Origin of the sequence: Haloarcula sp. 1CSR25-25 (genome assembly GCF_032027985.1) — an archaeon.
Lineage (GTDB): Archaea > Halobacteriota > Halobacteria > Halobacteriales > Haloarculaceae > Haloarcula.
In genome coordinates, this window is the sequence record NZ_JAHYBW010000012.1 from 58548 (window position 1) to 79630 (window position 21083).

Below are 21083 nucleotides of genomic sequence, written 5' to 3' on the forward strand. Positions count from 1 at the left end.
AAGAGGAAGCGCCGACAGTACGTATTTTTGGGGACTAGCAGCGGTACTGATCGTTGTCGGCAGCCTTGCGACCGGCTTCCTCCCGTCGACGCCGTTCTACCAGGTCCTCTCTGGAGGCATCATCGCCGCGGGCTTTGCGACCGGGTACGTGGGTCTCGGTGCCTTCGAATTTCTCGAATGAAACGATAGGTACCGTCTTCACCGGTTGCAGCAGGTATCTGCCGCTTCGAAAGGATGAAACCGCTACTCGTGAAGCAGGTCTCGAAACGAATTTGCCGCCAGGAGACCGCCGGTCGCCACGACCGCACCCATCGCGAACACCGGATTCAGCAACCCCGTCGCTGCGAGGGACATCGTAACTCCATTGTAGAGCAGCGCTAGCCCATTATTCTGTTTGACACGCCGACGAGCTGCATCTGCGAGGTCAAACGTCGTCTCCACCGCCGCGAGGTCGTCACCGACGATAGAAATATCCGCGGCATCGGACGCGAGTGCCGTTCCACCACCAAGCGAGATCCCCAAATCTGCGGTCGCAAGGGCCGGGGCATCGTTCGTCCCATCACCGACCATCGTAACCTGTCCCCGGGACTGTAACCGCCGGATTGTCGCGGTCTTGCCTGCGGGTGGGACCCCCGCGAACACGTGATCGACGGCAGGATGGCTGTCGAGAAAATCAGTGGCAGCCTCATCATCACCGGTCAGAACGACGATCTCGATAGCACGGTCACTCAGTTGCGTGAGTGTGTCATCCCAGCCCGAGCGTGGTTCATCGCCCACGACGATGACACCCTCTGCATGACCGTCCCGACCGACGACGACCGGAAGGTGACCGGCCGTTCGTGCCTCTGCGGCACGCGTCTCGATCTGCTCGCTAACCGACCACCCCAGTTCCGCGAAGAGATGGAGATTCCCAACGAGAACGTGTGTATCCGCGACGACTCCTTCGACGCCAGTCGCGTGGCTCGTGAATTCAGTGATGTCCTTTGCGTGCTCGTGATCACTTCCATCGGCAACACCACCATCGGCTCTCGACCGGTCGCCGTCGTGACTCCCTTGTGCGAACGCATTCACGATCGCGTCGGCCGCCGGGTGGGATGCTCGCTGTTCGAGGGCCGCGACGATTTCAAGGAGATCCGACGGTACATCTGCCTCGAGGACATCCATCTGGCCGGTCGTGAGAGTCCCCGTTTTATCGAAGACGACGACGTCGACGTTCCGAAGGCGCTCGAAGACGGTCTCGTCGAAGATGACGATGCCCCGATCTACCGCTTGTTCGATACTGGTTGCCACCGAAAGCGGGGTTGCCAGACCAAGTGCCCACGGACATCCAACCAAGAGAACCGCCAGCGCCGTCAGAACGGCGACGGGAACGACAGTCCCCATCACCAGCGACCCCACTCCGGCGAGTACCGCCCCACCGACGACGAGCAGGATGATGACCGACGCGAACCGATCGGCCTGCCGCTGGACGCCGTGATCCCCACTCTGGAGATTCCAAACAGAGGTGATGAGGCGATCGATACTACTGGTTGTCCCATCGCTCACTGTGAGAACAGCAGCACCATTTGTGACGACCGCCCCGCCGACGACCTCGTCTCCCGCTTGCTTCGATACCGGGAGCGACTCGCCCGTCACGATCGCTTCATCGACCGTACACTCACCCTCAGCGAGAACTCCATCGACCGGGATTCGTTCGCCCTCGCGGACGAGGACACGCTCCCCGGGTTCCAGATCGTGTACGTCGACCGTCGTCGTCCCATCGACGCCATACCGCCTGGCTTCGGTGACGTGAGAGATAGTGAGATTCGTCAGGCGATCCATCGCCCGCTGCTTGCTCAGTGATTCGTAGAAGATAGCGGCCACCACACTCGCGGCAACCACAATCGTGAGGTCGTAGAACACATCGAGCCGCCCGAGGAGGAAGGCAATCGTGCTATACACGTAGGCACCCACGATGGTTAGTGCGACGAGCAGGTCGGTGTTCGGCTGTCGCATCTTCAGACTGACATACGCACCCTGTAACAACGGCAGGCCGGTGAACAACAGAACAACCCCTGTCAAAACGAGAAAGAGCGGCAGGATCAACAGGCTATCTCCACCACCGAGTCCGGACGCACTCGCGTACATATCGAGCGTCCCGTCACCAAAGAACGACGAGAGCTGCGCCGGATAGAGGAGGGCCGCATATGGGAGGAGCATGAACGTCCCGAAAATGACGCCAACAGCGTAACGGAATCCCAGCACCTCGTCAATGCCTCGTTCATTCGGCTCGTCAGATCGCCGTGACTGTCCGATTACAGTCGGTGCGCCATCATTCCCTCCAGCACGAAGGGTTGCCGAATAGCCGAGCGTACTCAAGATATCACAGAGAGTCTCCTTCGAGACGCGATCAGGGTCGTATGTGATACGGACCGTCTCGGTAACGTAACTCGCCGCGGCGTCAGTGACGCCCTCACAGCTCTTGGCGACTGATTCGAGAAATGCTTCACACGTCGCACAGTGCATCCCATCGACTTGGAAGAAAACACGTGACTCGGTCGTCGATTCAGTGGAGCCTCCAGCGTGCTGAATTTCTTCAACGCTGGGAGTGTGCCTCACTCCGGGTGTTGTGTCCATCCGTCCAGGTTCCGGTTCCTCATCACCAAGGACACGATAGACGCTCTGACACCCTGTACAACAAAAGAGAGGATCGTCAGCACCGACGACTCGGTGGTCGGGTACGGTTCCATCACAGAGCGCGCACGTGGGAGGTGATGAATGAGATGGAGACATAACTGCTCACCACCGGCGTAGAGAGGTGCAGCCTCGGCCGGGGAACGCAGGTGCCAATCTCAGTCGAACGGCCATTACTGGTGGTACAGATGCGTCGATATTAATGCTGTCCGGAGAACGCGACTTAGTCCTTGGACATCGCGGAGAGCTCCGGTTGGAGGAACATGACGTTCACGCGTCCGACGGCATCGAAATCTCGGAGGCGGTACACCAACTCCCGGATTCGTGCTGCAGAGCCCTGACAGAAGAGCGTCTCAAGACACCACTCCCCGTGGTGCATATGTTGTGTGTTACTGATGACCTCCTCAAACTCGTGCTGAACCGTATGGAGTTCACCGATGACGAGTGTGTGCTCGTAATCGAACGCCAGCGCTGCGACGACAGGGCCTTCCAACTCTTCCAGCTCCGTGTGACGCTCGATGTATTCCTGAATCGCCTCACGGACGGCACGGGAGCGTGATTCCAATCCTTCGTCTTGCCACGTCGTATCGAACGACTCGAGAACCTCTTGGGGAATGTTCAAACTCGTTCTCATACCTCAGCTATGGATGGCACTCCTCAAGAGCGTCATTATTACGAACTCCCGAATCGGGTCATAACAACCCGTATAAGCAATTCTCACTCTACTATCGAGTAGATGGCCAACGGAGTGTTCGCACTCGCACTCGGGGCAACTGCCCTCGGTCTCACGCACGGTCTCGCGCCGGGCCACGGATGGGCAATTGCAGCGAGCTACGCGCTCGACAAACCGAACAAATGGGTCTCCGGGACTGCATCGAGCCTCATTCTTGGGATTGGACATCTCATCAGTAGTATTGCAATGGTGGTCGTCTACTTCTGGGCGCTCTCGTATTTCGGCCTCACCCAGATTCCCTGGATGAACTACGTTGCCGGGACGCTACTCATCGTCCTCGGAATCTGGCAATACGTCAGTGGGCACGACCACACCACGTCAAATCACGATGACGACCATAGTGACCACCACGAGCACCACGATCACGCCCACGACCACGGTCATGCCCACGTCGACGACGATACCCAAGGATGGATCGCTCGGGCTCGGCGGATAGTTCCGTTCGTAAGCCAGTCCGGCTATTCCCACTCTCACGACGATCTTGAGGAGACCTCCGATCGTGGGCTCTACGGGATGGCAGCCCTTGCGTTCGCCCTCGGATTCACCCACAACGAGGAGTTCGATATTATTGCGATCTGCACCGGCTCGACCTATTGCCTCGAACTGATGCTCGTCTACTCGCTGGCCGTCATTACGTCACTCGTCGGTGTGACGCTGGTGCTCGTGGCTGGCTACCAGCGCTACGAGGACCGGCTTGAAGATTATGCCGAGTACCTGCCAGCGTTCACGGCGACAATCCTCATCGTGATGGGTATTGGATTCATTCTGGGGATCTTCTAGGGTTTAAAACGGGCATTCCGATTCCAGAACCGTTGTCCACCCGAAAGAATTCATCCGATGTGAGCAGCGAGAGAGCAATCTTCAGTCAGCGGGTTGAGCGTCAGTAGGCGGAGTCGCACTTGGGAGCTCGGGAATGGACAGGTCCACGCGCCGAAGCAGCTGTGCGTTGATCGCGACGATGACCGTACTCAGCGACATCAGGAGCGCTCCTACGGCGGGAGACAGCAGAATCCCGATTGGTGCCAACACGCCTGCTGCAAGCGGAATCGCGAAGACGTTGTACCCCGCTGCCCAGACAATGTTCTCCTGCATCTTCCGGTAGCTCGCCTTGCTCAGCTTGACCAGTCGAACGACATCCATCGGGTTGTTCTGGACGAGGATGACGTCCGCCGACTGGACGGCGACGTCGGTACCGCTCCCGATGGCGATACCGACGTCGGCCCGCGTCAGCGCCGGCGCGTCGTTGACGCCGTCACCGACCATCCCCACGAGCTTGCCCTGGTCCTGGAGCTCCTGGACTTTCTCGTCTTTGTCTTCGGGGAGAACCTCTGCGAACACCGTGTCGATGCTCAGTTCGTCAGCGACGGCGTCGGCGACGTCCTGGGAGTCGCCAGTCAGCATCGCCACCTCGATCCCCAGATCATGCAGGGCGTCGACGACGCGGAAACTCTCCTCGCGGATCACATCGGCCATCGCGAAGGCGGCGATCAGGTCTCCATCGCGAACAAGGTACACCACGGTCTGGGCGTTCTGTCCGGCCTTGTCAGCGAAGTGCTGGAGGTGGTCAGGCCTCCCGCTGTCGAGTTGGGTCAATAGGTTCGGGCCGCCGACGTACACCTCGTTGCCGTCGACGTTCGCGCGGACCCCTCGTCCTTTGATTGCCTCGAAGCTGGACGCGTCAGGGGCATTGAGATCACGCTCGTCAGCTGCCTCGCGGATGGCTCGCGCGATCATATGTTCGGAATCGCTCTCGACAGCTGCCGCCAGTGCGAGCGCATAGTCCTCGTCGACGCCGTCGACGGTCGCCATATCGACGACGCCGTGCTCGCCTTCGGTGAGCGTTCCCGTCTTGTCGAAGATGATGGCGTCCAGATTCCGCGCGTCCTCCATCGCGATCCGGTCGCGGACGAGCATCCCGTTGCGCGCCGCCAGGGAGGTGTTGATCGCGACCACGAGGGGGATGGCAAGTCCAAGGGCGTGTGGGCAGGCGATGACGAGCACCGTCACGACGCGCTCGATGACCGTCGCGTTGAACGAGACTGCGACTGTCCACGCGAGTGCGGTCACGACTGCCGCGCTGAGGGCGACGTAGAACAGCCAGCCAGCCGCGCGGTCGGCCAGCACCTGGGTCTTCGACTTGCTCTGCTGGGCTTCCTCGACGAGCCGCATAATGCCCGCGAGCGTCGTCTCCTCGCCCGTCGCGCCAACACGGACGCGGAGACTGCCGTCGCCGTTGATGGTGCCGCCGATGACCTCGTCGCCAGGCTCCTTCGAGACGGGCTTGGACTCACCCGTGATCATCGCCTCGTTGACGTCCGAATCGCCTTCCTCGACGACGCCGTCGGCGGGCACGCTCGCGCCCGGCCGGACGAGCACGAGGTCGCCCTCGGAGAGTTCACTGACAGGGACCTCTTCGGTCTCGCCGTCCTCGGTGAGTCGTTCCGCCGTGTCGGGCATCAGTTTCGCCAGCTCGTCGACGGCGCTCGAGGCCCGCCGCACCGACCGCATCTCGATCCAGTGGCCGAGCAGCATGATGTCGATGAGCGTCACGAGCTCCCAGAAGAACGCCGACTGCGCCGGGAAAACCACGCTCGCGAGGCTGTAGACGAACGCGACGGTGATCGCCATCGAGATCAGCGTCATCATCCCCGGCGCCCGGTCTTTCAGCTCCGGTACCGCCATCTGAAGGAACGGAATCCCACCGTACGCGAAGACGATGACCGCGAAGACGGGGTTGATCCATTCACTCCCCGGGAAGGCTGGGACGGAGAACCCGAGCCACTCCTGGAGCATTTCGCTGTACAGGAGGACGGGAATCGACAGGAGTATCGAAACGAAAAAGCGCCGCCGGAACATCTGCTCGTGGCCTTCGTGCATCCCGCCATGTCCCTCACCGTGTCCCTCGTGGGAACCGTGGCCGTGTCCTTCGCCCTCGTGGCCGGCGTGGTCGTGCTGCTCGTGGAGCGCCTCACCCTCCGCCGCAGCAGGGTGAGCCTCGTCCTCCAGTAACTCCTGTTCTACCCGTTGCTCGTCAGACTCAGCGACCGCTTCATCGTGCTCGCCGTGTTCATGCTGGTGACTGCTGGTGTCCTGCTGGTCCTCTCCTCCCGGGGAATTCTCAGTTGTATCTTTGTGATCGTCCATAGATCATATGCTCTTTAGAGCTGGATCCGCCGGCTTCCTGAATCTTCGCCCCTGAAACCGTACAGCAGGGCCAGCGTAGGTAATCTTCAAAGACAACGGATGGCCGAGGTCTCGAAGCTGTCCATGCTATCCGCAGATCACGATACTCAGGCGTGAGCGGTGTACCCTGCGTCTTCGACGGCCTCCACGAGGGCCGTAACCTCTGCCTCACCGTCGACACTTGCCTGTTCGCCCTCCCTGTCGACGGTCACGGCAGTCACGCCAGAGACCTCTTCAAGGGCCTCTTCGACCGTCTGCTCACAGTGACCGCACGACATTCCTTCCACGGTGATGGTCGTCGTCATACAGGGGTACATACGGTCCCCTCTCTTTAGCGGATTTCCCCTTCGATCATGGTGATATACTCTAGGGGAAACTTTGGATTCGAAGTTCCATCCAGCTATAACGAAATCACCCTCCGGATCGCCAACTATCGAGATCAAGGATGTTTAGCTGGAGTATGGGAGCCTTCAGACGTCCGTTAGTGATCGTGCCCCTCCATCACCATCGGATGCCCTGTGGCGTATTCGTCAGGGTCCTCTTCGAACGTCTCCTTGCAGGTCTGCGAGCAGAAGTAGTACGTCTCGCCGTCGTGCGTCGCCGCTGGCTCGCTGTCGTCGATCCGCATTCCACAGACGGGGTCGCGGTACTGGCCGGGCGCACCGAGACCGCGACGATAAACATACAGCAGGAATCCGGAGAGCACGAACGCGATGAGGTTGAGGTAGAATGTGTAGTTTAGTTCGAAGTACGTCTGTTCGGTCGCCGTCTCGCCACCGGCTAAATCGGGGACGATGCCGAAGGCGTCGAACAGCAACTCCATGAGGAAGCCCGTGAACGCCATCGTCACGAAGAAGACGCCGAGAATGTACAGCATGACCTTCCAGCCGTAGTACTTCCGGTAGACGTTCAACACGGGAATTGTAATGAGGTCGGCGTAGACGAACGCGATGACGCCGGCGAAGCTGATGCCGCCGCCCCAGAGCGCGACGGCGAACGGGACGTTGCCCATGCTCCCGACGAAGCTGATGACGGCGATGGCGACACCCATAATCGCGTTCTCGGCGGTCACGAGAAGCCCGTCGCCCTGGATGAACAGAGTGTTCCAGACCCACTGGGGGACGAAGACGATGACGAACCCGGAGATGAGGAAGCCAGCGATAACGTCTTTCCAAATCATCGACCACTCCTTGCGGTACTGATTCCCGACTTTGTACCAGCCACCCCACGACAACAACTCGTCACGCCACCCGCCACGACTCGACGTCTCCTGGCGGTAGGTCTCCATACAGCCCTCCGAGCAGAACTCTAGCGTCTCGCCGCCGTCTGTGGTGAGGGTGTACTCGTCGCTGCCCTCCATCCCGCAGGTCGGGTCCTCGGTGACGCCTGACTCACGGTCGCGTTCGTTGAGCGCCTCCCGGACCTCGTCGAAGAGGTTCTCTGGCAGTGTGAGGTGGACGAGGACGGCCATTACGGCGATGAGGATGAGGCCGCCGAGCAGTTCCGCGAGGAGGAACTCCCAACCCAGTAGAATCAGGATCATCAGTCCCAGTTCGACGATGAGGTTCGTCGACGCGAACATGAATGCGAAGAAGTTCACCGCGTGCGCCCCCTTCTTGAACAGTCCCTTCCCAATGGCGACGGCGCCGAAACTGCACCCGCTACTTGCCGCCCCGAACGCGGTTGCCTTGGTGAGCCCGCCCAGGTTACCATCGCCCAGCACTTGTGCCATTCGCTCCTTGGAGACGTAGACCTGGACGAGGCTCGTAACCGTGAGCCCCATGATGATCGCCCACGCTGCCGTCCAGAGAAAGCCGACTCCGATGCGTAGGGCTTCAATGATACCATCGATCATCGTCGCCACCATAGGTGTCATTTCGACGGGATCATCTATTGCAGTTTTCCTTCAGATAGTTCGGCCCAAGGCCGTGGGAAGTGGGAATTCCAAAGAATACGAGCGGTTAGAACGTACAAATCAAAGGCACAACCGCATTGAATAGTCAGGACGTAGTAGTACTTGAGACCCAAACTCACGGAGGGAATGCAATATGCCTACAAATTCAGACGATACGCGACTTGTCACGCTCCTCCTCGTTATCATCGTGGCGTTCGTCATCTTCCCGCTGCTCTTCATGGGCTTCGGGATGATGGGGTTCGGCCCAATGATGGGCGGGATGTGGGGCGGTCATATGTGGGGCGACGGGACGATGCCTGGCTGGATGTTCATCGTCGGCATCGTGATGCAGTTACTGTTCCTCGCCGCCCTCGTCGGCGGTGGTTACCTCATCTACCGTGCGATTACGGGAAGTGAAGGTAGCTCAGACCAAGCCCTCGAGGAGCTCCGGCTCGCCTACGCCCGCGGTGAGATGACCGATGAGGAATACGAACAGCGACTCGAAGCACTCGAACGAGATCCCTGATTCCCGTCCAGCAAACTTGAACGATGATCAGATTCTCCGACCGCCGTCAACAGTCGACGCGTCCGCAGCTTCCAGCGTGGCTTGACCGATACACGTCGCTGGGTCTGTACGGACTACTCGTCGGGACTGTCCTCTGTCTGGTGCCGTTTCTCACGAATCCAGTCCCCGACCCCTCGTTCCCGTGGGCGACGCTGCCCGAGTCTCTACGATTACCGATTGCACAGCCCCGGATCGAGCACTGGCCGGTGACCTACACTATCGGCATCTGGCTGTGGGTTTTCTGCTTCCCCGCACTCTTCCTCGCCGGATACCGGCGATACGGCGACAGGAGCCGTGGGGCACCGGTATGGCTCGTCGGGTTGTCGACCCTGGCAATGCTAGGCTGGACCACGTACTGCCGGTTCTTCTGGGCGAAACTCCATCCCCCAACCTGGAACGCCCCGGCCTACACGTTCGTTTGCTGGCTGTACTGTTCGACCTACGACGTGCTCTGGAGTGATCTTGCCTATCTGATTGCGTTCGTCGGCGTCGTCGCGACAGTCCAAGCCGTGAGACGCTGGCAGGGAGCCGTATACGCTCTGATCGGATTCGGGCTCCTGGCACTCCCCCTCGGATTGCCAGCAGCCTATCAGGGATATCGTCGAACAGTATAATCGACTATCATCGCCCCTCCACAGGTGCGCATTCACGGACTACAGTCGTCGGTGGCTCAAGGCGCGTGCCATTTACCGATCTCAAATCTCCTGGACATCACGAAATGTGCCATCTCTTCGTTATGTTCGGGAGCAGTAAATTTCAGTTTTTTGGGAGTGGGAGAAAATGATATCAAACTCAATCAACCAGACTATTCGATGACTGTACGACGATTCGATAGCTGGACGCAAATGCACTTTACAACCGTGTGTCTCTGCTCGATTGCAAACAATGCGCCTTCCCGTTCCGAACAACCGACTCGTCGCATTCACCCTCGTCGGTGCACTGCTAACCACACTCGTCGCTGGGGGGCTCGCGTTCCCTGGCCTCGGCCTCGGACAGGCGGCCGATCCCGTCAGCGACGACACTAACGGACCCCAGCAGGTCGGAGCTGACGCTCCCACGCCCAATCAGGACTTTACCCCCGCTGTGCAGACACAGTCCGGGTACGACGAGGACCACGAAGAAGAGTACGAGGAACATGAGGACGAAGAGTACGAAGAGGAGCACGAAGAAGACGAGGAGGAGTAAGTACAGAGGATGGCCGGTCTCGAAACAGCATACGAACGAGTAGGAGCCACGCACCGTGATTTTCGGTGTTGTGATACGTCGTTTCACATCGAAGTGAAGGGAATCCGCGCCGCTGCTGCGGCGGACGCCGCCCGGTGCACGGTCAAGGACCTTGAAGACGAGCTAAACGCGTTCGATGCCGATAGCGCAGTCGGTCGACTCAACAGCCAGGGCGCAGTCGAGAACGAACACGTCGCTCGCCTCGTGCATCGTGGACTCGAATACTACGACCGAACCGAGAACGTCTTCGACATTCACCAGGGCCGTGTCGAGCACTCGCTCAAGGCGTATCTACGAGGGGACGATGACGCCGTCCCAGAAACGTTCGATACCGGGATGATCAGTATCAGCGGTTACCACGTCAGTACCGAGGTCCCTCTTGATCTCAACGGTATCGCAAAGGGATACATCGTCGATCGTGCAGCAGAGACGCTCGCTGGACTCGGCCGACGTGGCTTCGTCAGCGGCGGTGGCGATATGTCGCCCCCAGTCGGGCCAATCGCCGTCGAAAGTCCATACGGTGACACGAAGCCGCTCAAGATCCTCAAGACGGACTGGGCCGTTGCCACCTCCGGAAACTATCGCCGCGAACGTGCCGGTACTGACCACATCTACGATCCTGCGACCGAGCGATTCGGCTCCCGACACGAATCGGTGACTGTCCTCGCTGAGCGGGACTGTATGGAAGCGGATGCACTTGCGACGACGCTCGCTGCACTTCCGCTCGAGGAGGCCAAAGCACTCGCAGACAACTGGGATGGTCTTGAGGCACTCATCGTTCACGACGGCGTCTTCCACCCGACAGACGGCTTTGACACCCATGTCTTGGACGCGTAAACAACGCATCACGATCGCCGCACTCCTCCTGTTGGTCGTCGCGGTCCCCCTTCTCTGGCAGATCGGGGACGTCCGGGCGACACAGGCGACCGAGCAAAAACAGGCAAACCTCGTCAACCAGACTGTCGCAACGCGCCAAGCACCTGACGACTACGACGGGGACAGTATCCCCGACTCACAGGACCAGTGTCCAACGCGGCCAGAGACAGAGAACAACTTCCAGGACGGGGATGGCTGTCCTGATGTCGTCGCAACGACGGGGGCCTCGTGATGTCCGAAGTCGTCTGGCTTCTCGACCGCGGCGCTGCGCTGATCGCATATCCGGCATTGTATCTCGCAGTTCTCACCGGTATTCTCTACAATACCGAATCGTTCGGTATTCTCTACCGGGCGGCACAACGCGTTCATGTCGAACTCTCGGTGTTTGCGATGGTCGTCACCCTCCTCCACGCTGGCCTTGGACTCCTCGACACCTGGTTCGTCGTCACCGGCCAAGCTCCGGCACCGGCGTACTCGCTGTCATACTTCCTCGGAGGGGGCGCCGTCGGTGTCGGAGCACTACTGCTGCTCGTCGTCGCTGTGCTTGGATTCACGGATGCGACGCGATTCGGCCAGCCGTGGGGGCCTCGGGTTGTTCACGCGTTCGCCTACGGCGGGTTCGTATTCGCCACGCTTCATGCGGCCGCCGTCGGCACCGATCTGGCGGGCCTCATCGTCCCACTCCTCGGGCCGACGATCATGTTTCTCGTGTACGTGCTCCTGTTACGGCTGTTCGTGCTCCGTGGAACGATTACGGTCGGGGCATCCGCTCAATAACCCTCCCAGAGGTCCAATAGCCGGTCGACCACGCGGTCCGTGAACGACTGACGGTGTATCGTGTAGAGATACGTGACGCGGTCCGCGTCGGTAACTTCGTAGATGACGCGCCGGCCATCCCGCTCTTTTGTGACGAGGCCGGCATCAGCAAGGTTCGAGAGATGCCAGGAGACTGTCGACTGGGCTTTGTCCAGGCGCTCGCTCAGTTCGCTCGTCGTGAGCGGCCCATCCGCGAGGAGATGGGCGAGGATCCGACGGCTGTACTCGCGCCGGAGGGCGTTCATTACGGTCTGATCGTCCTCGTTGAACTCAGCGGCCGGGTAGTAGCGGGTATACTGACCATCGTCGGACACCTCTATGAGCCCTTCCTCTACGAGCCACCGGAGCTGGTACTGGAGCGTCCCCTGCGCGTACTCGAGTTCGTCAAGGAGCTGGCGGAAGTGAACACCTGGATTGTCGGCGACGTTCTGGTAGATCGCCCGGCGGGACGCCAACTCCAGATCTGGCTCCGACATTGCTCACGTTCTGGTAAGGGCGACAAAGAATGTCAGCAGGCCGCCCAGAATGAGGAGCGCACTGGCGTGTTCGAGCAGTTCGAGGGTCGCGTAGGGGAGGTACGGGATCAAGATGTATTCGAGGAATACGATGAGCCCGTAGAGGCCGAACATACCGTATCCGACTGCAATGATCCGCATTCGCGGGTCACGCTCGCGGCGCCACGCGCGGTAACTGAACGCGCCGAGTACGGCAGCTACCAGGAAGACGCCGAGGCTGACATACTGTTCGAGGAGCTGTGCGAGTTCGAGGAGTTGTGCCGATTGCATAGAGTTCCCACCGGGTGGGCGAACACAGTGTAGTGGTCCCATTCCCAAAGTGGGGAAGGTTCGGGGAAAACGGTTGGCGTCCAATCGTCGAATTTACGTTCGTTCGGTCGTCTTTCGTCGGACGGACCGCCAAAGGGCAGTAGCTGGTGGTTCTTAGTTTCGGTACGAACGGACGAACGCACGCCGCAGGACGGTCAGGAGGACGTACGTCTCGTATTTCTGGGTCCGGCAGTGTTCGCAGGGCTGCATATCCGCGACGATCTCCTCGATCGCGTTGTCGTACTCCTCCGTGAGCGTGGTGAGTGCGTCCGTAATCTGGGGCTGGACGGCGTCGATCATCTCCTCGACGGCGTCGTCGGCCGAATCCGGTAGTGAGTACGAGAGGACGATCGTGTTTGCGTGATAGTACTTCGTCGTCCCGCCGCGCCCCTCCTCGAAGCGAACGACGTCGACGAGGCCCGCGTCTCGGAGCTCGTTGATGTGGTGTCGAACCGTGTTCTCCGTCCGCTCGACACCGCGATCCTCTAGGCGTTCGTGGACCTCGGTCGCGGTCAGGGCCTCCTCGGCCAGAATATCGAGGATCATCGCTCGCATCGGTTCATCAATCGCATCGGAGACCCGCGTATCTCGAACGGCGATATCCGCGAGTTCGTGGTCGGACGTGCTCATATGTGAACCGACAGCGTGTACAGGCTAAGTAGTGGCGACCATCGCACGGACTCCACCTGATGCCCGCCTTCGGTAACCTGTCAAAGCTCTAGATAACTCGTTTGTCCGTTCAAACATCCCGTATCTATATTCGAACATGTCATCTAAAAAATACTTTAGTGGGTATGGGCACTACGTAGAACTGTGATGAGCGAAACAACGCAACTCCGCGTGATGGACTTCGACTGTCCGAGCTGTGCCAGTACCGTCGAACGCGCCCTTGCGAATCAGGACGGCGTCGAAAATGTTGAAGTTCACTACACGACTGGCCGGGTCGAGATTGAGTACGACGACAACGTTACCGATCCCACCACGTTCGAACAGACCATCGAAAACCAAGGCTACACGCCCCAGCCCGCCTGAGGAGGAAAGCCATGGATACCCAATCAGTCAAACAGTACTATCGCAAACACCGGAAGGCCATCATCGTCGTGGTGAGCGGCCTGCTGTACGCCGGCGGTTGGACGCTCGGCTACGTCTCCGCCTTCGACACGGCGAGCGCCGCAATCTTGATCCTCGCAGCGATCGTCGGCGGCTACGACATCGCCAAAACCGCCTACCACGAGGTCACAAGCCGGACACTCGGCATCAAGACGCTCGTGACGCTGGCCGCTGTCGGCGCAATTGTCATCGGCTCGTACTGGGAAGCCGCAGCAGTGGTCTTCCTGTTCGCACTGGGATCGTACCTCGAAGGGCGGACAATGCGCAAAACGCGCAACGCCCTGGAAGAATTGCTGGAGATGACGCCCGACACGGCCACCGTGCGCCGTGACGGCGAGCAACGAGAGGTGCCGGCCCGTGAGGTCGAAGACGGCGAGATCGTCATTGTCAAACCCGGCGAAAAGATTCCCGTGGACGGGGAGGTCGTCGAGGGAGAAAGCGCCGTCAACCAAGCGCCGGTGACCGGCGAGAGCGCCCCCGTCCACAAGGTCGACGGCGACGAAGTCTACGCCGGCACGATCAACCAGGAAGGTTCCCTGGAAGTGCGGACGACCGGCTCCGGGACGGATACGACGCTCCAGCGGATCATCCAGCGCGTCGAAAAGGCCCAGGAGGCGCAGTCACCGACCGAGAGCCTCATCGACCGGTTCGCCAAATACTACACGCCAGGCGTGATCGCGCTGTCCATCGGGGCCTACGCGGTCACGCAGAACGAGATTCTGTCACTAACCCTTCTCGTCATCGGGTGTCCGGGCGCGCTGGTGATCGGGCCACCGGTCAGCATCGTCTCCGCCATTGGCAACGCCGCACGCTCCGGCGTCTTGATGAAGGGCGGCGAACATCTCGAACGGGCCGGCAAAATCGACCTCGTCGCGTTCGACAAGACGGGCACGCTCACGAAAGGCGAGACCACCGTCGCCGGCGTTGCCGGGTTCGACGCCGAAGCCGGCGATGTGCTGGAACTTGCAGCCATCGCCGAGAAGAAGAGCGAGCACCACCTCGGTGACGCCATCCTCGAGGCGGTGCAGAACCGGCAGGACCCCGTGACCGATGGCGGGAGGACGACGATCCGGCCGGATGACGGTTCAGAACCCACGAACGCGCGGTCGCTCCCTGACCCGGACGATTTCGAGGTGGTCGCCGGGAAGGGCGTCACCGCCCACCACGACGGCCGCGAAGTCGTCGTCGGCAATCGAAAACTGCTCGATGAACGCGGGATCGACGTTCCCGACAAGGTCGCCGACTACGTCCGCAAGCGTGAGGAACGCGGCGAGACTGTCGTCCATGTCGTCCGTGATGATGTCGTCATCGGCGCTATCGCTATGCGTGACGAACTACGGGAGGCGGCTGCCGGCGTCGTCCAGGAGCTCCAGGATGCCGGTATCGAGACGGTGATGCTGACCGGCGACAACGAGCTCGTCGCGGCCGCGGTGGCTGAGGAGGTCGGCATCGACGACTACCGCGCGGAACTGCTCCCTGAAGACAAGCAGGCGGCCATCGAAGAGTACCGCGAGAACGGCCACGTCGTAGCGATGGTTGGCGACGGCATCAACGACGCGCCCTCGCTGGCGACCGCCGACGTTGGCATCGCCATGGGCGCTGCCGGGACGGACACGGCCATCGAAACGGCCGATATGGCACTGATGGCCGACGACCTGGAGCGCATCCCTTACGCGGTGACGCTGAGCAAAGCCACCCGGTGGAACATCTACGAGAACGTCGGCCTCGCAGTGCTGACCGTGAGCCTGCTGCTGGCCGGCGTACTGACGAGCTACGTCACGCTCGCGCTAGGTATGCTCGTCCACGAGGCCAGCGTCCTCGCAGTCATCCTCAACGGCATGCGCCTGCTGCGCTACTAACAGCACAGAGCCACAACTACACGCGAGAATCCACGACCAATGTCAGAAACCACGAACCCGACAGACACGAACCGTACTGAAGAACACTGGACCGTCGAATACGATGTCGAACCGATCCGTATCCGCGACCCCGTTGCGGAGGCGCTTGCAGTCCTCGAACCTGGCGAGCCGTTCGTCGTCACCTACGAGGACGTAGTGAAGGCGGCAGGGCACTCCTGTCCGACCGCATCCGGCGCCTATCGAATCGTACAGGTGGGTCTCGATGCGCTGTATCCCGACGGCCATCCGGTCCGAAGCGAGATCGAAGTTCGTGCGGCAGGGCCGCGCGACGATACCACCTACGGCGTCATGAGTCGGCTCATCTCGTACGTGACCGGCGCAGCGCAGGAGGACGGCTTCGGCGGCCTCGGTGGTGGCCACGGTGACCGTCAGAACATGCTGACCTTCGACGCCTTCGAGCCCGACAGCGCAGCACCGACGTTCCGCTTCCACCGAACGGATACGGGCGCGACCGTCGAGGTGGCCTACCATATCAGCGATGTGCCGAATGGCGGACCGGCACTCGGCAACCTTCAGCAGATCATCGACGGGACGGCCAGCGAGGAGGACCGCGAACTGTTCGCGAAGGCCTGGCACGGCCGCGTCCAGAAAATCCTCTCCGACGACTCGCTGTTCACTATCGAAGCGGTGTGAACGCAGCGGTGTACCACTATACTCGAAAGGAATTTATCGCGGTATACTGTCGATCTCCTCAAGCGCTTCTGTGGCAACATCACCTAGCTCTCCGGCCTCGATATGCGAATACCGCTCGCGAACCATCTCCTCCGAATTGTCGAGATATCGGGCTGCGACCGTGTACCCGAACGCGCGGACGAGGACCTCACCCATCCCGCGTCGACCACCGTGCGGAGCAAGATAATCGTGCTTCGGATGGTCGATATCAATCTCTGCGGTCTCCGAGAGCCGCTGCAGAATCGACCGTGCGCCGTCCGTCGTGATCGACGTCGCCGACGAGCCGATCGACACCGCCGACCCGTTTGACGACGAACCGCTGCTCGCCCCGCAGGCCGACCGGACCCAGGTTGACTGTTTTACCGGGGACTCGGCGACACACCGCTGTTTCGAGTACGAGGGCCGGGTGTACGCCGACTACTAGACAAGCGAGGAAGCGACCGTCTACATCTCCACACAACTCGACGGTCGCAACGAGTGGTTCTCTGGGGGCTGGACCGGTAACGAGTACCGCGAGTGGTCCCGGGTCGAACTCCGTGGTCCTCAGTCAGGCTGGATCCTCACGGACGGCGAACTCGAGATCGGGAGCGGCACATACCGGGACTGACGATCCACACCGATGAATCGACACGAACTCCTTGATATTGCGACGATCCGACTTAGTTCCCTCTTCCTGGGTGGTACGAAGTTCTTCGCGCACTCCATCGATTCGCCACCGCTCGTTGAGGTCAGCACGGAGACGACGCCACCGATCGACGATCTTGGCGATCCAAGTACTGCTGGTCGACACGACGTCGTGGTCGACACCCCGTTAGGAGAGTTCGAAGCGGCGTATCTACCCTGGCGATGGCTCGGAGCGGAGTATCCAACGCTCATCTACCACCATGGCAGTGGGGAGCAACCGTTCGATGTCGGCCGGTTCAGCAACCACGTCTACGATCCGACCACGGAATCGCTCGGCCCTCGTCACGAGTCCGTTACTGTCGTCGCGCGCCGAGACTGCATGGAAGCTGATGCCCTGGCGACGACGTTGGCTGCGCTTCCACTCGCCGAGGCACGCGAATTAGCAGCGGAGTGGGAGGGGCTTGAGGCACTCATCATCCACGACGGCGTCTTTCATACGACCGAGAGGTTCGACACACATGTCATGGACGCATAAACAGCGGATCACCGTCGTCGCGATCGTCGTCCTGGTCGTGGCCGTGCCAGTCCTCTGGCAGATCGGCGACGTCCGTGCCACCCAGGCGACCGAAGAGAAACAGAGTGACCTGGTCAGTCAGACGGTTTCGACGAGACAGACACCAGCCGATTACGACGGCGATGGGATCGACGACTCCGCCGATCGGTGTCCAACGCGACCGGAGACAACGAATGGCTTCCAGGACTCGGACGGGTGTCCCGATGTCGTGGCGACCACGGGGGCCTCGTGATGTCGGCGATCGTCTGGTATCTCGACCGCGGTGCCGCGCTCGTCACGTATCCATCACTGTATCTGGCAGTTCTCACGGGCATCCTCTACAACACCGAGTCGTTCGGCGTGCTCCACGAGGCCGCCCGACGTGTCCACATCGAACTGTCCGTGTTCGCGATGATCGTCACGCTGCTACACGCGGGGCTCGGCGTCCTTGACGCCTGGTTCGTCGTCTCCGGACAGGTCCCGGCACCGGCGTACTCGATACCGTACTTCCTCGGCGGCCTCGCCGTCGGCGTGGGGGCGCTGCTCATGCTCGTCGTCGCGGTACTGGGCTTCACCGACGCAAAACGCTTCCAGCGCCCGTGGGGGCCACGCGTCGTCCACTCGTTCGCGTACGCCGGGTTCGCCTTCGGGACGATTCACGCGGCCGCAATCGGGACTGATCTGACGGAACTCGTCCGTCCCCTGCTGGGCCCCTCGGTGGCGTTTCTCGTATACGTGCTCCTGTTGCGCCTGCTGGTGCTTCGAGGGATACCGTCGAGCGCGACCCCGAGTTAGTAACTGTCCCAGAGGCCCAGAATACGGTCGACGACTTTGTCGGTGAACGAGCGCCGGTGAATCGTGTAGAGGTACTTGACCCGGTCAGGATCGCTGACCTCGTAGACGACGCTCCGGCCGTCGCGCTCTTTCGTCACGAGGTCGGTCTCGGCGAGCTTCGAGAGGTGCCACGAGACGGTCGATTGTGCCTTGTCGAGGCGGTCACTCAGTTCGGTCGTCGAGAGTGGGCCGTCCGTGAGCAGGTGTGCGAGGATGCGGCGACTGTACTCCCGTCGCAACGCGTTCATCACTACCCGATCGGCTTCGCCGAACTCGGCGGCCGGGTAGTACCGCGTGTACTTGCCATCATCCGAAACCTCGACGATCCCCTCGTCGGCGAGCCACCGGAGGTGATACTGGAGTGTTCCTTGCGCGTACTCGAGGTCGTCGAGGAGCGCCCGGAAATGAACCCCCGGCGTGTCGGCTATCCGCTGGTAGATCGCTCGCCTGGAGGCCAGTTCGAGGTCCGTGTCCGACATTGCTCAGTCCCGCGTGAGAGCGACGAAGAAGGCCAGGAGGCCACCGAGGATCAGGATTGCACTCCCGTGTTCGAGTAATTCCAGCGTCGCGTACGGGATGTACGGGAGCAGCGGATACTCGAGAAACACGATGAGTCCGTAGACGGCGAACATCGCGTATCCGAGCGTGACGATTCGCATGCGACCATCACGTTCCCGTCGCCACGCAAGGAAGCTGAGGACGCTGAGCCCTGCAGCGAGGACGAAGATACCGAGACTGACGTACTGTTCGAGGAGTTGAGCGAGTGGCATACGTTGCTATCTGTGCACACGGCCGATGCGGCGTGCTCGGCGATCGATACAATTCGACTGAAGAAGGTACCGGGGAAAACGATTGGCGTTCAACCATCGAATCCAATCGAATAGAGTTCTAAGATCCCGGTAACCGCACAGGTCGGGACCCCTGCGGCGGTCCGGTACGTCGAGAGCGGAGGCATCTTGCATTACGTCCTACGCGGCCTGCTCACCGAAGTATAAGCGGATTCTCGATCGGTTCAGGATTCGGGATCTGCGGCGAATCGGTTGTATAACCGCGCTACGACGTACGCGTCGACAATTCCGTCGAGAAAGGCGAAGGCACCGCCAATGACGAGGCCTGAAGCGCTCTGATTGTATCCCGGGTAGATGTCTTCAAAAAGCGCTTCCCAACGTGTCCCCCAGCCGAACCGGGAAGCAATGCCGACGAAAACGACTAGGCCGGACCAGAACACAGCCCATGCTTTCGCGAGCGCTTTAGCATCAAGCCTACCTGACTGAGTCATACCCAATTGTACACGTTCAGCACACATATAGGATGAGGAGGGTCAGCACCTCCATCGGCCGTCATCGCGTGTTCCACCAGAGCTGTTTGAGCGCCGTTCAACGAAATGGTTCGAGCAGTTCGGATCGAGGACATCACATTGGCTGCGTGTTCTGATAGCGTAACTCGGTCTCTATGTCCAGCGGTGACGGACGCTCCATCGACATCGTCGAAAGATGGGAGATGCGAGGGGATTACGTTCAACAATAGTAACAAAGAATCTCGATAGAGCCGAGCGTTTCACCCTGTGACTACGGTTAGTGTGTGAATTTCGTGGGAAGAGCCCTACATTCGCTGCGAACGGCTATATTAGATGCAGACACAGCTGGAACACACGGCTACCCCCCAGCTGGTCGACCACAGTCTGAAAGAATCATGTACAAGAACGGACACCGAGGCGTCACTCCGGGGCATTCAGTCCTCTCGACTCATCAGGCGCAACGAAGTCGAGGCCTCCGTCGGGTAGCGGTTTCGAGGCGAGCCGTTCGGTCCCATACTGCCAGACGAGGATCGCCACGACCGCCCAGACGGCGACCAGGAGGCCGACCTGTGAGACGACTTCGTCACCGACCACACCGGTGGCAGTCGTGACGGATACAGCGTTCGAGAGCGTGTGAAAGCCGACCGGAATCAATACGCGTCCGCCAGCGGCGTTGTAGAGCCACGATGCGATGACGCTGATGCCAACGACGACCGGCGCGTACAACCAGAACGGCGTTCCCGCCTGTGAGCTTCCGGGCATCAAGAACAGCGGCACGTGCCAGAGTGCCCAGATCACTCCGATGGCAATGCTCGCCCAGAACGCGCCGATAGACCGCTGGAGAACCGGGAGTGCCAGCCCGCGCCAGCCGGGTTCCTCGAGTCCGCCTCTGATGAGCGTCGCGAAAACGACGGCTGGAACCGCGGCTGCCGGCAGGACGTTCGCACGGTCGAACCCGCCACCGAAGAGCAAGAGCACGCCGAGCGCGAGTACATAGAGCGCGACCGGAACCAGTACGGCAGCCGTCCAGACACTCAGCGGAGCGCTGACGTCGACGAGGTTTCCGAGCCACGACCGGAGGTCACCGCCGGCGGCGGCGACGAGTACGGCCGCGAGGAACGGCCCGAAGCCGCCGATCAGGACGAGCGTCGCCACGATCGGCGGCCGACCGGTCCGCAGCATCCACGCGACCGTGATCCACGGGAGCCACGTCAGAACGAACGTGAGGGTGACGAACGTCGAGAATCGGTGCCGGCGGACGAAGTGTCGGAGCGGGAGCACGGTCT

The 21083-nt window shown here is 60.7% G+C and carries 26 protein-coding genes and 1 pseudogene; 14 read left to right on the forward strand and 13 right to left on the reverse strand.

The window, feature by feature from the left end:
- Window positions 1-243: 243 nt before the first annotated feature.
- Window positions 244-2772, reverse strand: coding sequence for a heavy metal translocating P-type ATPase (locus tag KZ498_RS22925; RefSeq protein ID WP_396276185.1), 2529 nt, complete (start codon window positions 2770-2772; stop codon window positions 244-246).
- Between the two features lie 124 nt (window positions 2773-2896).
- Window positions 2897-3307, reverse strand: coding sequence for a ribbon-helix-helix protein, CopG family (locus KZ498_RS22935; protein WP_312621887.1), 411 nt, complete (start codon window positions 3305-3307; stop codon window positions 2897-2899).
- Window positions 3308-3409: 102 nt separating this feature from the next.
- Between KZ498_RS22935 and KZ498_RS22940 the strand changes: the two genes are divergently transcribed.
- Complete coding sequence (locus tag KZ498_RS22940) at window positions 3410-4186, forward strand: hypothetical protein (RefSeq protein ID WP_312621888.1); 777 nt, start codon at window positions 3410-3412, stop codon at window positions 4184-4186.
- Between the two features lie 81 nt (window positions 4187-4267).
- Here KZ498_RS22940 and KZ498_RS22945 read toward each other — a convergent pair whose 3' ends face one another.
- The 3 genes from KZ498_RS22945 to KZ498_RS22955 all read right to left on the reverse strand — a co-directional run bounded on the left by KZ498_RS22945 (window position 4268) and on the right by KZ498_RS22955 (window position 8456).
- A complete protein-coding gene (locus KZ498_RS22945) occupies window positions 4268-6550 on the reverse strand; it encodes a copper-translocating P-type ATPase (RefSeq protein ID WP_312621889.1) in 2283 nt (760 codons plus the stop codon).
- Window positions 6551-6696: 146 nt separating this feature from the next.
- Window positions 6697-6894, reverse strand: coding sequence for a cation transporter (locus tag KZ498_RS22950; RefSeq protein WP_312621890.1), 198 nt, complete (start codon window positions 6892-6894; stop codon window positions 6697-6699).
- A gap of 176 nt (window positions 6895-7070) precedes the next feature.
- Entirely contained in the window at window positions 7071-8456 is a 1386-nt protein-coding gene (locus KZ498_RS22955; RefSeq protein ID WP_312621891.1) for a permease, read from the reverse strand.
- Window positions 8457-8637: 181 nt separating this feature from the next.
- Here KZ498_RS22955 and KZ498_RS22960 point away from each other — a divergent pair, with 181 nt between their 5' ends.
- From KZ498_RS22960 to KZ498_RS22985, 6 genes are all read left to right on the forward strand, one after another.
- Window positions 8638-9009 carry an SHOCT domain-containing protein gene (locus KZ498_RS22960; protein ID WP_312621892.1) on the forward strand — a complete coding sequence of 124 codons (372 nt, stop codon included), beginning with the start codon at window positions 8638-8640 and terminating at the stop codon, window positions 9007-9009.
- Between the two features lie 23 nt (window positions 9010-9032).
- Window positions 9033-9662: a hypothetical protein gene (locus KZ498_RS22965; protein ID WP_396276186.1), complete on the forward strand. Its 630-nt coding sequence runs from the start codon at window positions 9033-9035 to the stop codon at window positions 9660-9662.
- A gap of 271 nt (window positions 9663-9933) precedes the next feature.
- Window positions 9934-10233, forward strand: a complete 300-nt coding sequence (locus KZ498_RS22970) for a hypothetical protein (protein WP_312621895.1) — start codon at window positions 9934-9936, stop codon at window positions 10231-10233.
- A 9-nt stretch (window positions 10234-10242) separates the two neighbouring features.
- Window positions 10243-11109, forward strand: coding sequence for an FAD:protein FMN transferase (locus KZ498_RS22975; protein WP_312621897.1), 867 nt, complete (start codon window positions 10243-10245; stop codon window positions 11107-11109).
- On the forward strand, window positions 11093-11380 hold the full coding sequence (locus KZ498_RS22980; protein ID WP_312621898.1) for a hypothetical protein: 288 nt from the start codon (window positions 11093-11095) through the stop codon (window positions 11378-11380). The genes KZ498_RS22975 and KZ498_RS22980 overlap by 17 nt, the downstream gene beginning before the upstream one ends.
- Window positions 11380-11925 (forward strand): hypothetical protein, encoded by a 546-nt coding sequence (locus KZ498_RS22985; protein WP_312621900.1) that lies wholly within the window; start codon window positions 11380-11382, stop codon window positions 11923-11925. Before KZ498_RS22980 ends, KZ498_RS22985 begins: the two co-directional genes overlap by 1 nt.
- On the opposite strand, the gene KZ498_RS22990 is transcribed toward KZ498_RS22985, so the two are convergent.
- The 3 genes from KZ498_RS22990 to KZ498_RS23000 all read right to left on the reverse strand — a co-directional run bounded on the left by KZ498_RS22990 (window position 11919) and on the right by KZ498_RS23000 (window position 13418).
- The gene (locus KZ498_RS22990; RefSeq protein WP_312621902.1) at window positions 11919-12440 is read right to left on the reverse strand and encodes a metalloregulator ArsR/SmtB family transcription factor; all 522 of its coding nucleotides are present in this window, start codon (window positions 12438-12440) and stop codon (window positions 11919-11921) included. The genes KZ498_RS22985 and KZ498_RS22990 overlap by 7 nt on opposite strands.
- A 3-nt stretch (window positions 12441-12443) precedes the next feature.
- Entirely contained in the window at window positions 12444-12749 is a 306-nt protein-coding gene (locus KZ498_RS22995) for a hypothetical protein (protein WP_312621904.1), read from the reverse strand.
- Between the two features lie 153 nt (window positions 12750-12902).
- Window positions 12903-13418, reverse strand: coding sequence for a helix-turn-helix domain-containing protein (locus KZ498_RS23000; RefSeq protein WP_312621905.1), 516 nt, complete (start codon window positions 13416-13418; stop codon window positions 12903-12905).
- Window positions 13419-13604: 186 nt separating this feature from the next.
- On the opposite strand from KZ498_RS23000, the gene KZ498_RS23005 reads away from it, so the two are divergent.
- From KZ498_RS23005 to KZ498_RS23015, 3 genes are read left to right on the forward strand one after another with little or no spacing between them, the layout of a single operon-like run.
- A complete protein-coding gene (locus KZ498_RS23005) occupies window positions 13605-13820 on the forward strand; it encodes a heavy metal-associated domain-containing protein (protein ID WP_312621906.1) in 216 nt (71 codons plus the stop codon).
- A gap of 11 nt (window positions 13821-13831) precedes the next feature.
- Window positions 13832-15757 (forward strand): cation-translocating P-type ATPase, encoded by a 1926-nt coding sequence (locus KZ498_RS23010; protein WP_312621908.1) that lies wholly within the window; start codon window positions 13832-13834, stop codon window positions 15755-15757.
- A 39-nt stretch (window positions 15758-15796) separates the two neighbouring features.
- Window positions 15797-16450, forward strand: a complete 654-nt coding sequence (locus KZ498_RS23015) for a hypothetical protein (RefSeq protein ID WP_312621910.1) — start codon at window positions 15797-15799, stop codon at window positions 16448-16450.
- Between the two features lie 33 nt (window positions 16451-16483).
- Here KZ498_RS23015 and KZ498_RS23020 read toward each other — a convergent pair.
- Window positions 16484-16759 (reverse strand): annotated as a pseudogene (locus KZ498_RS23020) (site-specific integrase); the annotation flags it as partial.
- On the opposite strand from KZ498_RS23020, the gene KZ498_RS23025 reads away from it, so the two are divergent.
- The 4 genes from KZ498_RS23025 (at window position 16752) to KZ498_RS23040 (ending at window position 18461) form a co-directional block, all read left to right on the forward strand.
- Entirely contained in the window at window positions 16752-16913 is a 162-nt protein-coding gene (locus tag KZ498_RS23025; RefSeq protein WP_312621912.1) for a hypothetical protein, read from the forward strand. The pseudogene KZ498_RS23020 and the gene KZ498_RS23025 sit on opposite strands and share 8 nt — an antisense overlap.
- Window positions 16914-17108: 195 nt before the next feature.
- The gene (locus KZ498_RS23030; RefSeq protein ID WP_312621913.1) at window positions 17109-17648 is read left to right on the forward strand and encodes an FAD:protein FMN transferase; all 540 of its coding nucleotides are present in this window, start codon (window positions 17109-17111) and stop codon (window positions 17646-17648) included.
- On the forward strand, window positions 17632-17919 hold the full coding sequence (locus tag KZ498_RS23035) for a hypothetical protein (protein ID WP_312621914.1): 288 nt from the start codon (window positions 17632-17634) through the stop codon (window positions 17917-17919). Before KZ498_RS23030 ends, KZ498_RS23035 begins: the two co-directional genes overlap by 17 nt.
- Entirely contained in the window at window positions 17919-18461 is a 543-nt protein-coding gene (locus KZ498_RS23040; RefSeq protein ID WP_312621916.1) for a hypothetical protein, read from the forward strand. The genes KZ498_RS23035 and KZ498_RS23040 overlap by 1 nt, the downstream gene beginning before the upstream one ends.
- On the opposite strand, the gene KZ498_RS23045 is transcribed toward KZ498_RS23040, so the two are convergent.
- From KZ498_RS23045 to KZ498_RS23060, 4 genes are all read right to left on the reverse strand, one after another.
- Complete coding sequence (locus tag KZ498_RS23045; RefSeq protein ID WP_312621917.1) at window positions 18458-18979, reverse strand: metalloregulator ArsR/SmtB family transcription factor; 522 nt, start codon at window positions 18977-18979, stop codon at window positions 18458-18460. The two genes, KZ498_RS23040 and KZ498_RS23045, sit on opposite strands and share 4 nt — an antisense overlap.
- A gap of 3 nt (window positions 18980-18982) precedes the next feature.
- Window positions 18983-19270 carry a hypothetical protein gene (locus KZ498_RS23050; RefSeq protein ID WP_312621919.1) on the reverse strand — a complete coding sequence of 96 codons (288 nt, stop codon included), beginning with the start codon at window positions 19268-19270 and terminating at the stop codon, window positions 18983-18985.
- Window positions 19271-19512: 242 nt separating this feature from the next.
- Window positions 19513-19779, reverse strand: a complete 267-nt coding sequence (locus KZ498_RS23055) for a bacteriophage holin (protein WP_312621921.1) — start codon at window positions 19777-19779, stop codon at window positions 19513-19515.
- A gap of 438 nt (window positions 19780-20217) precedes the next feature.
- The gene (locus KZ498_RS23060) at window positions 20218-21078 is read right to left on the reverse strand and encodes a type II CAAX endopeptidase family protein (protein ID WP_312621923.1); all 861 of its coding nucleotides are present in this window, start codon (window positions 21076-21078) and stop codon (window positions 20218-20220) included.
- Between the last annotated feature and the right edge of the window lie 5 nt (window positions 21079-21083).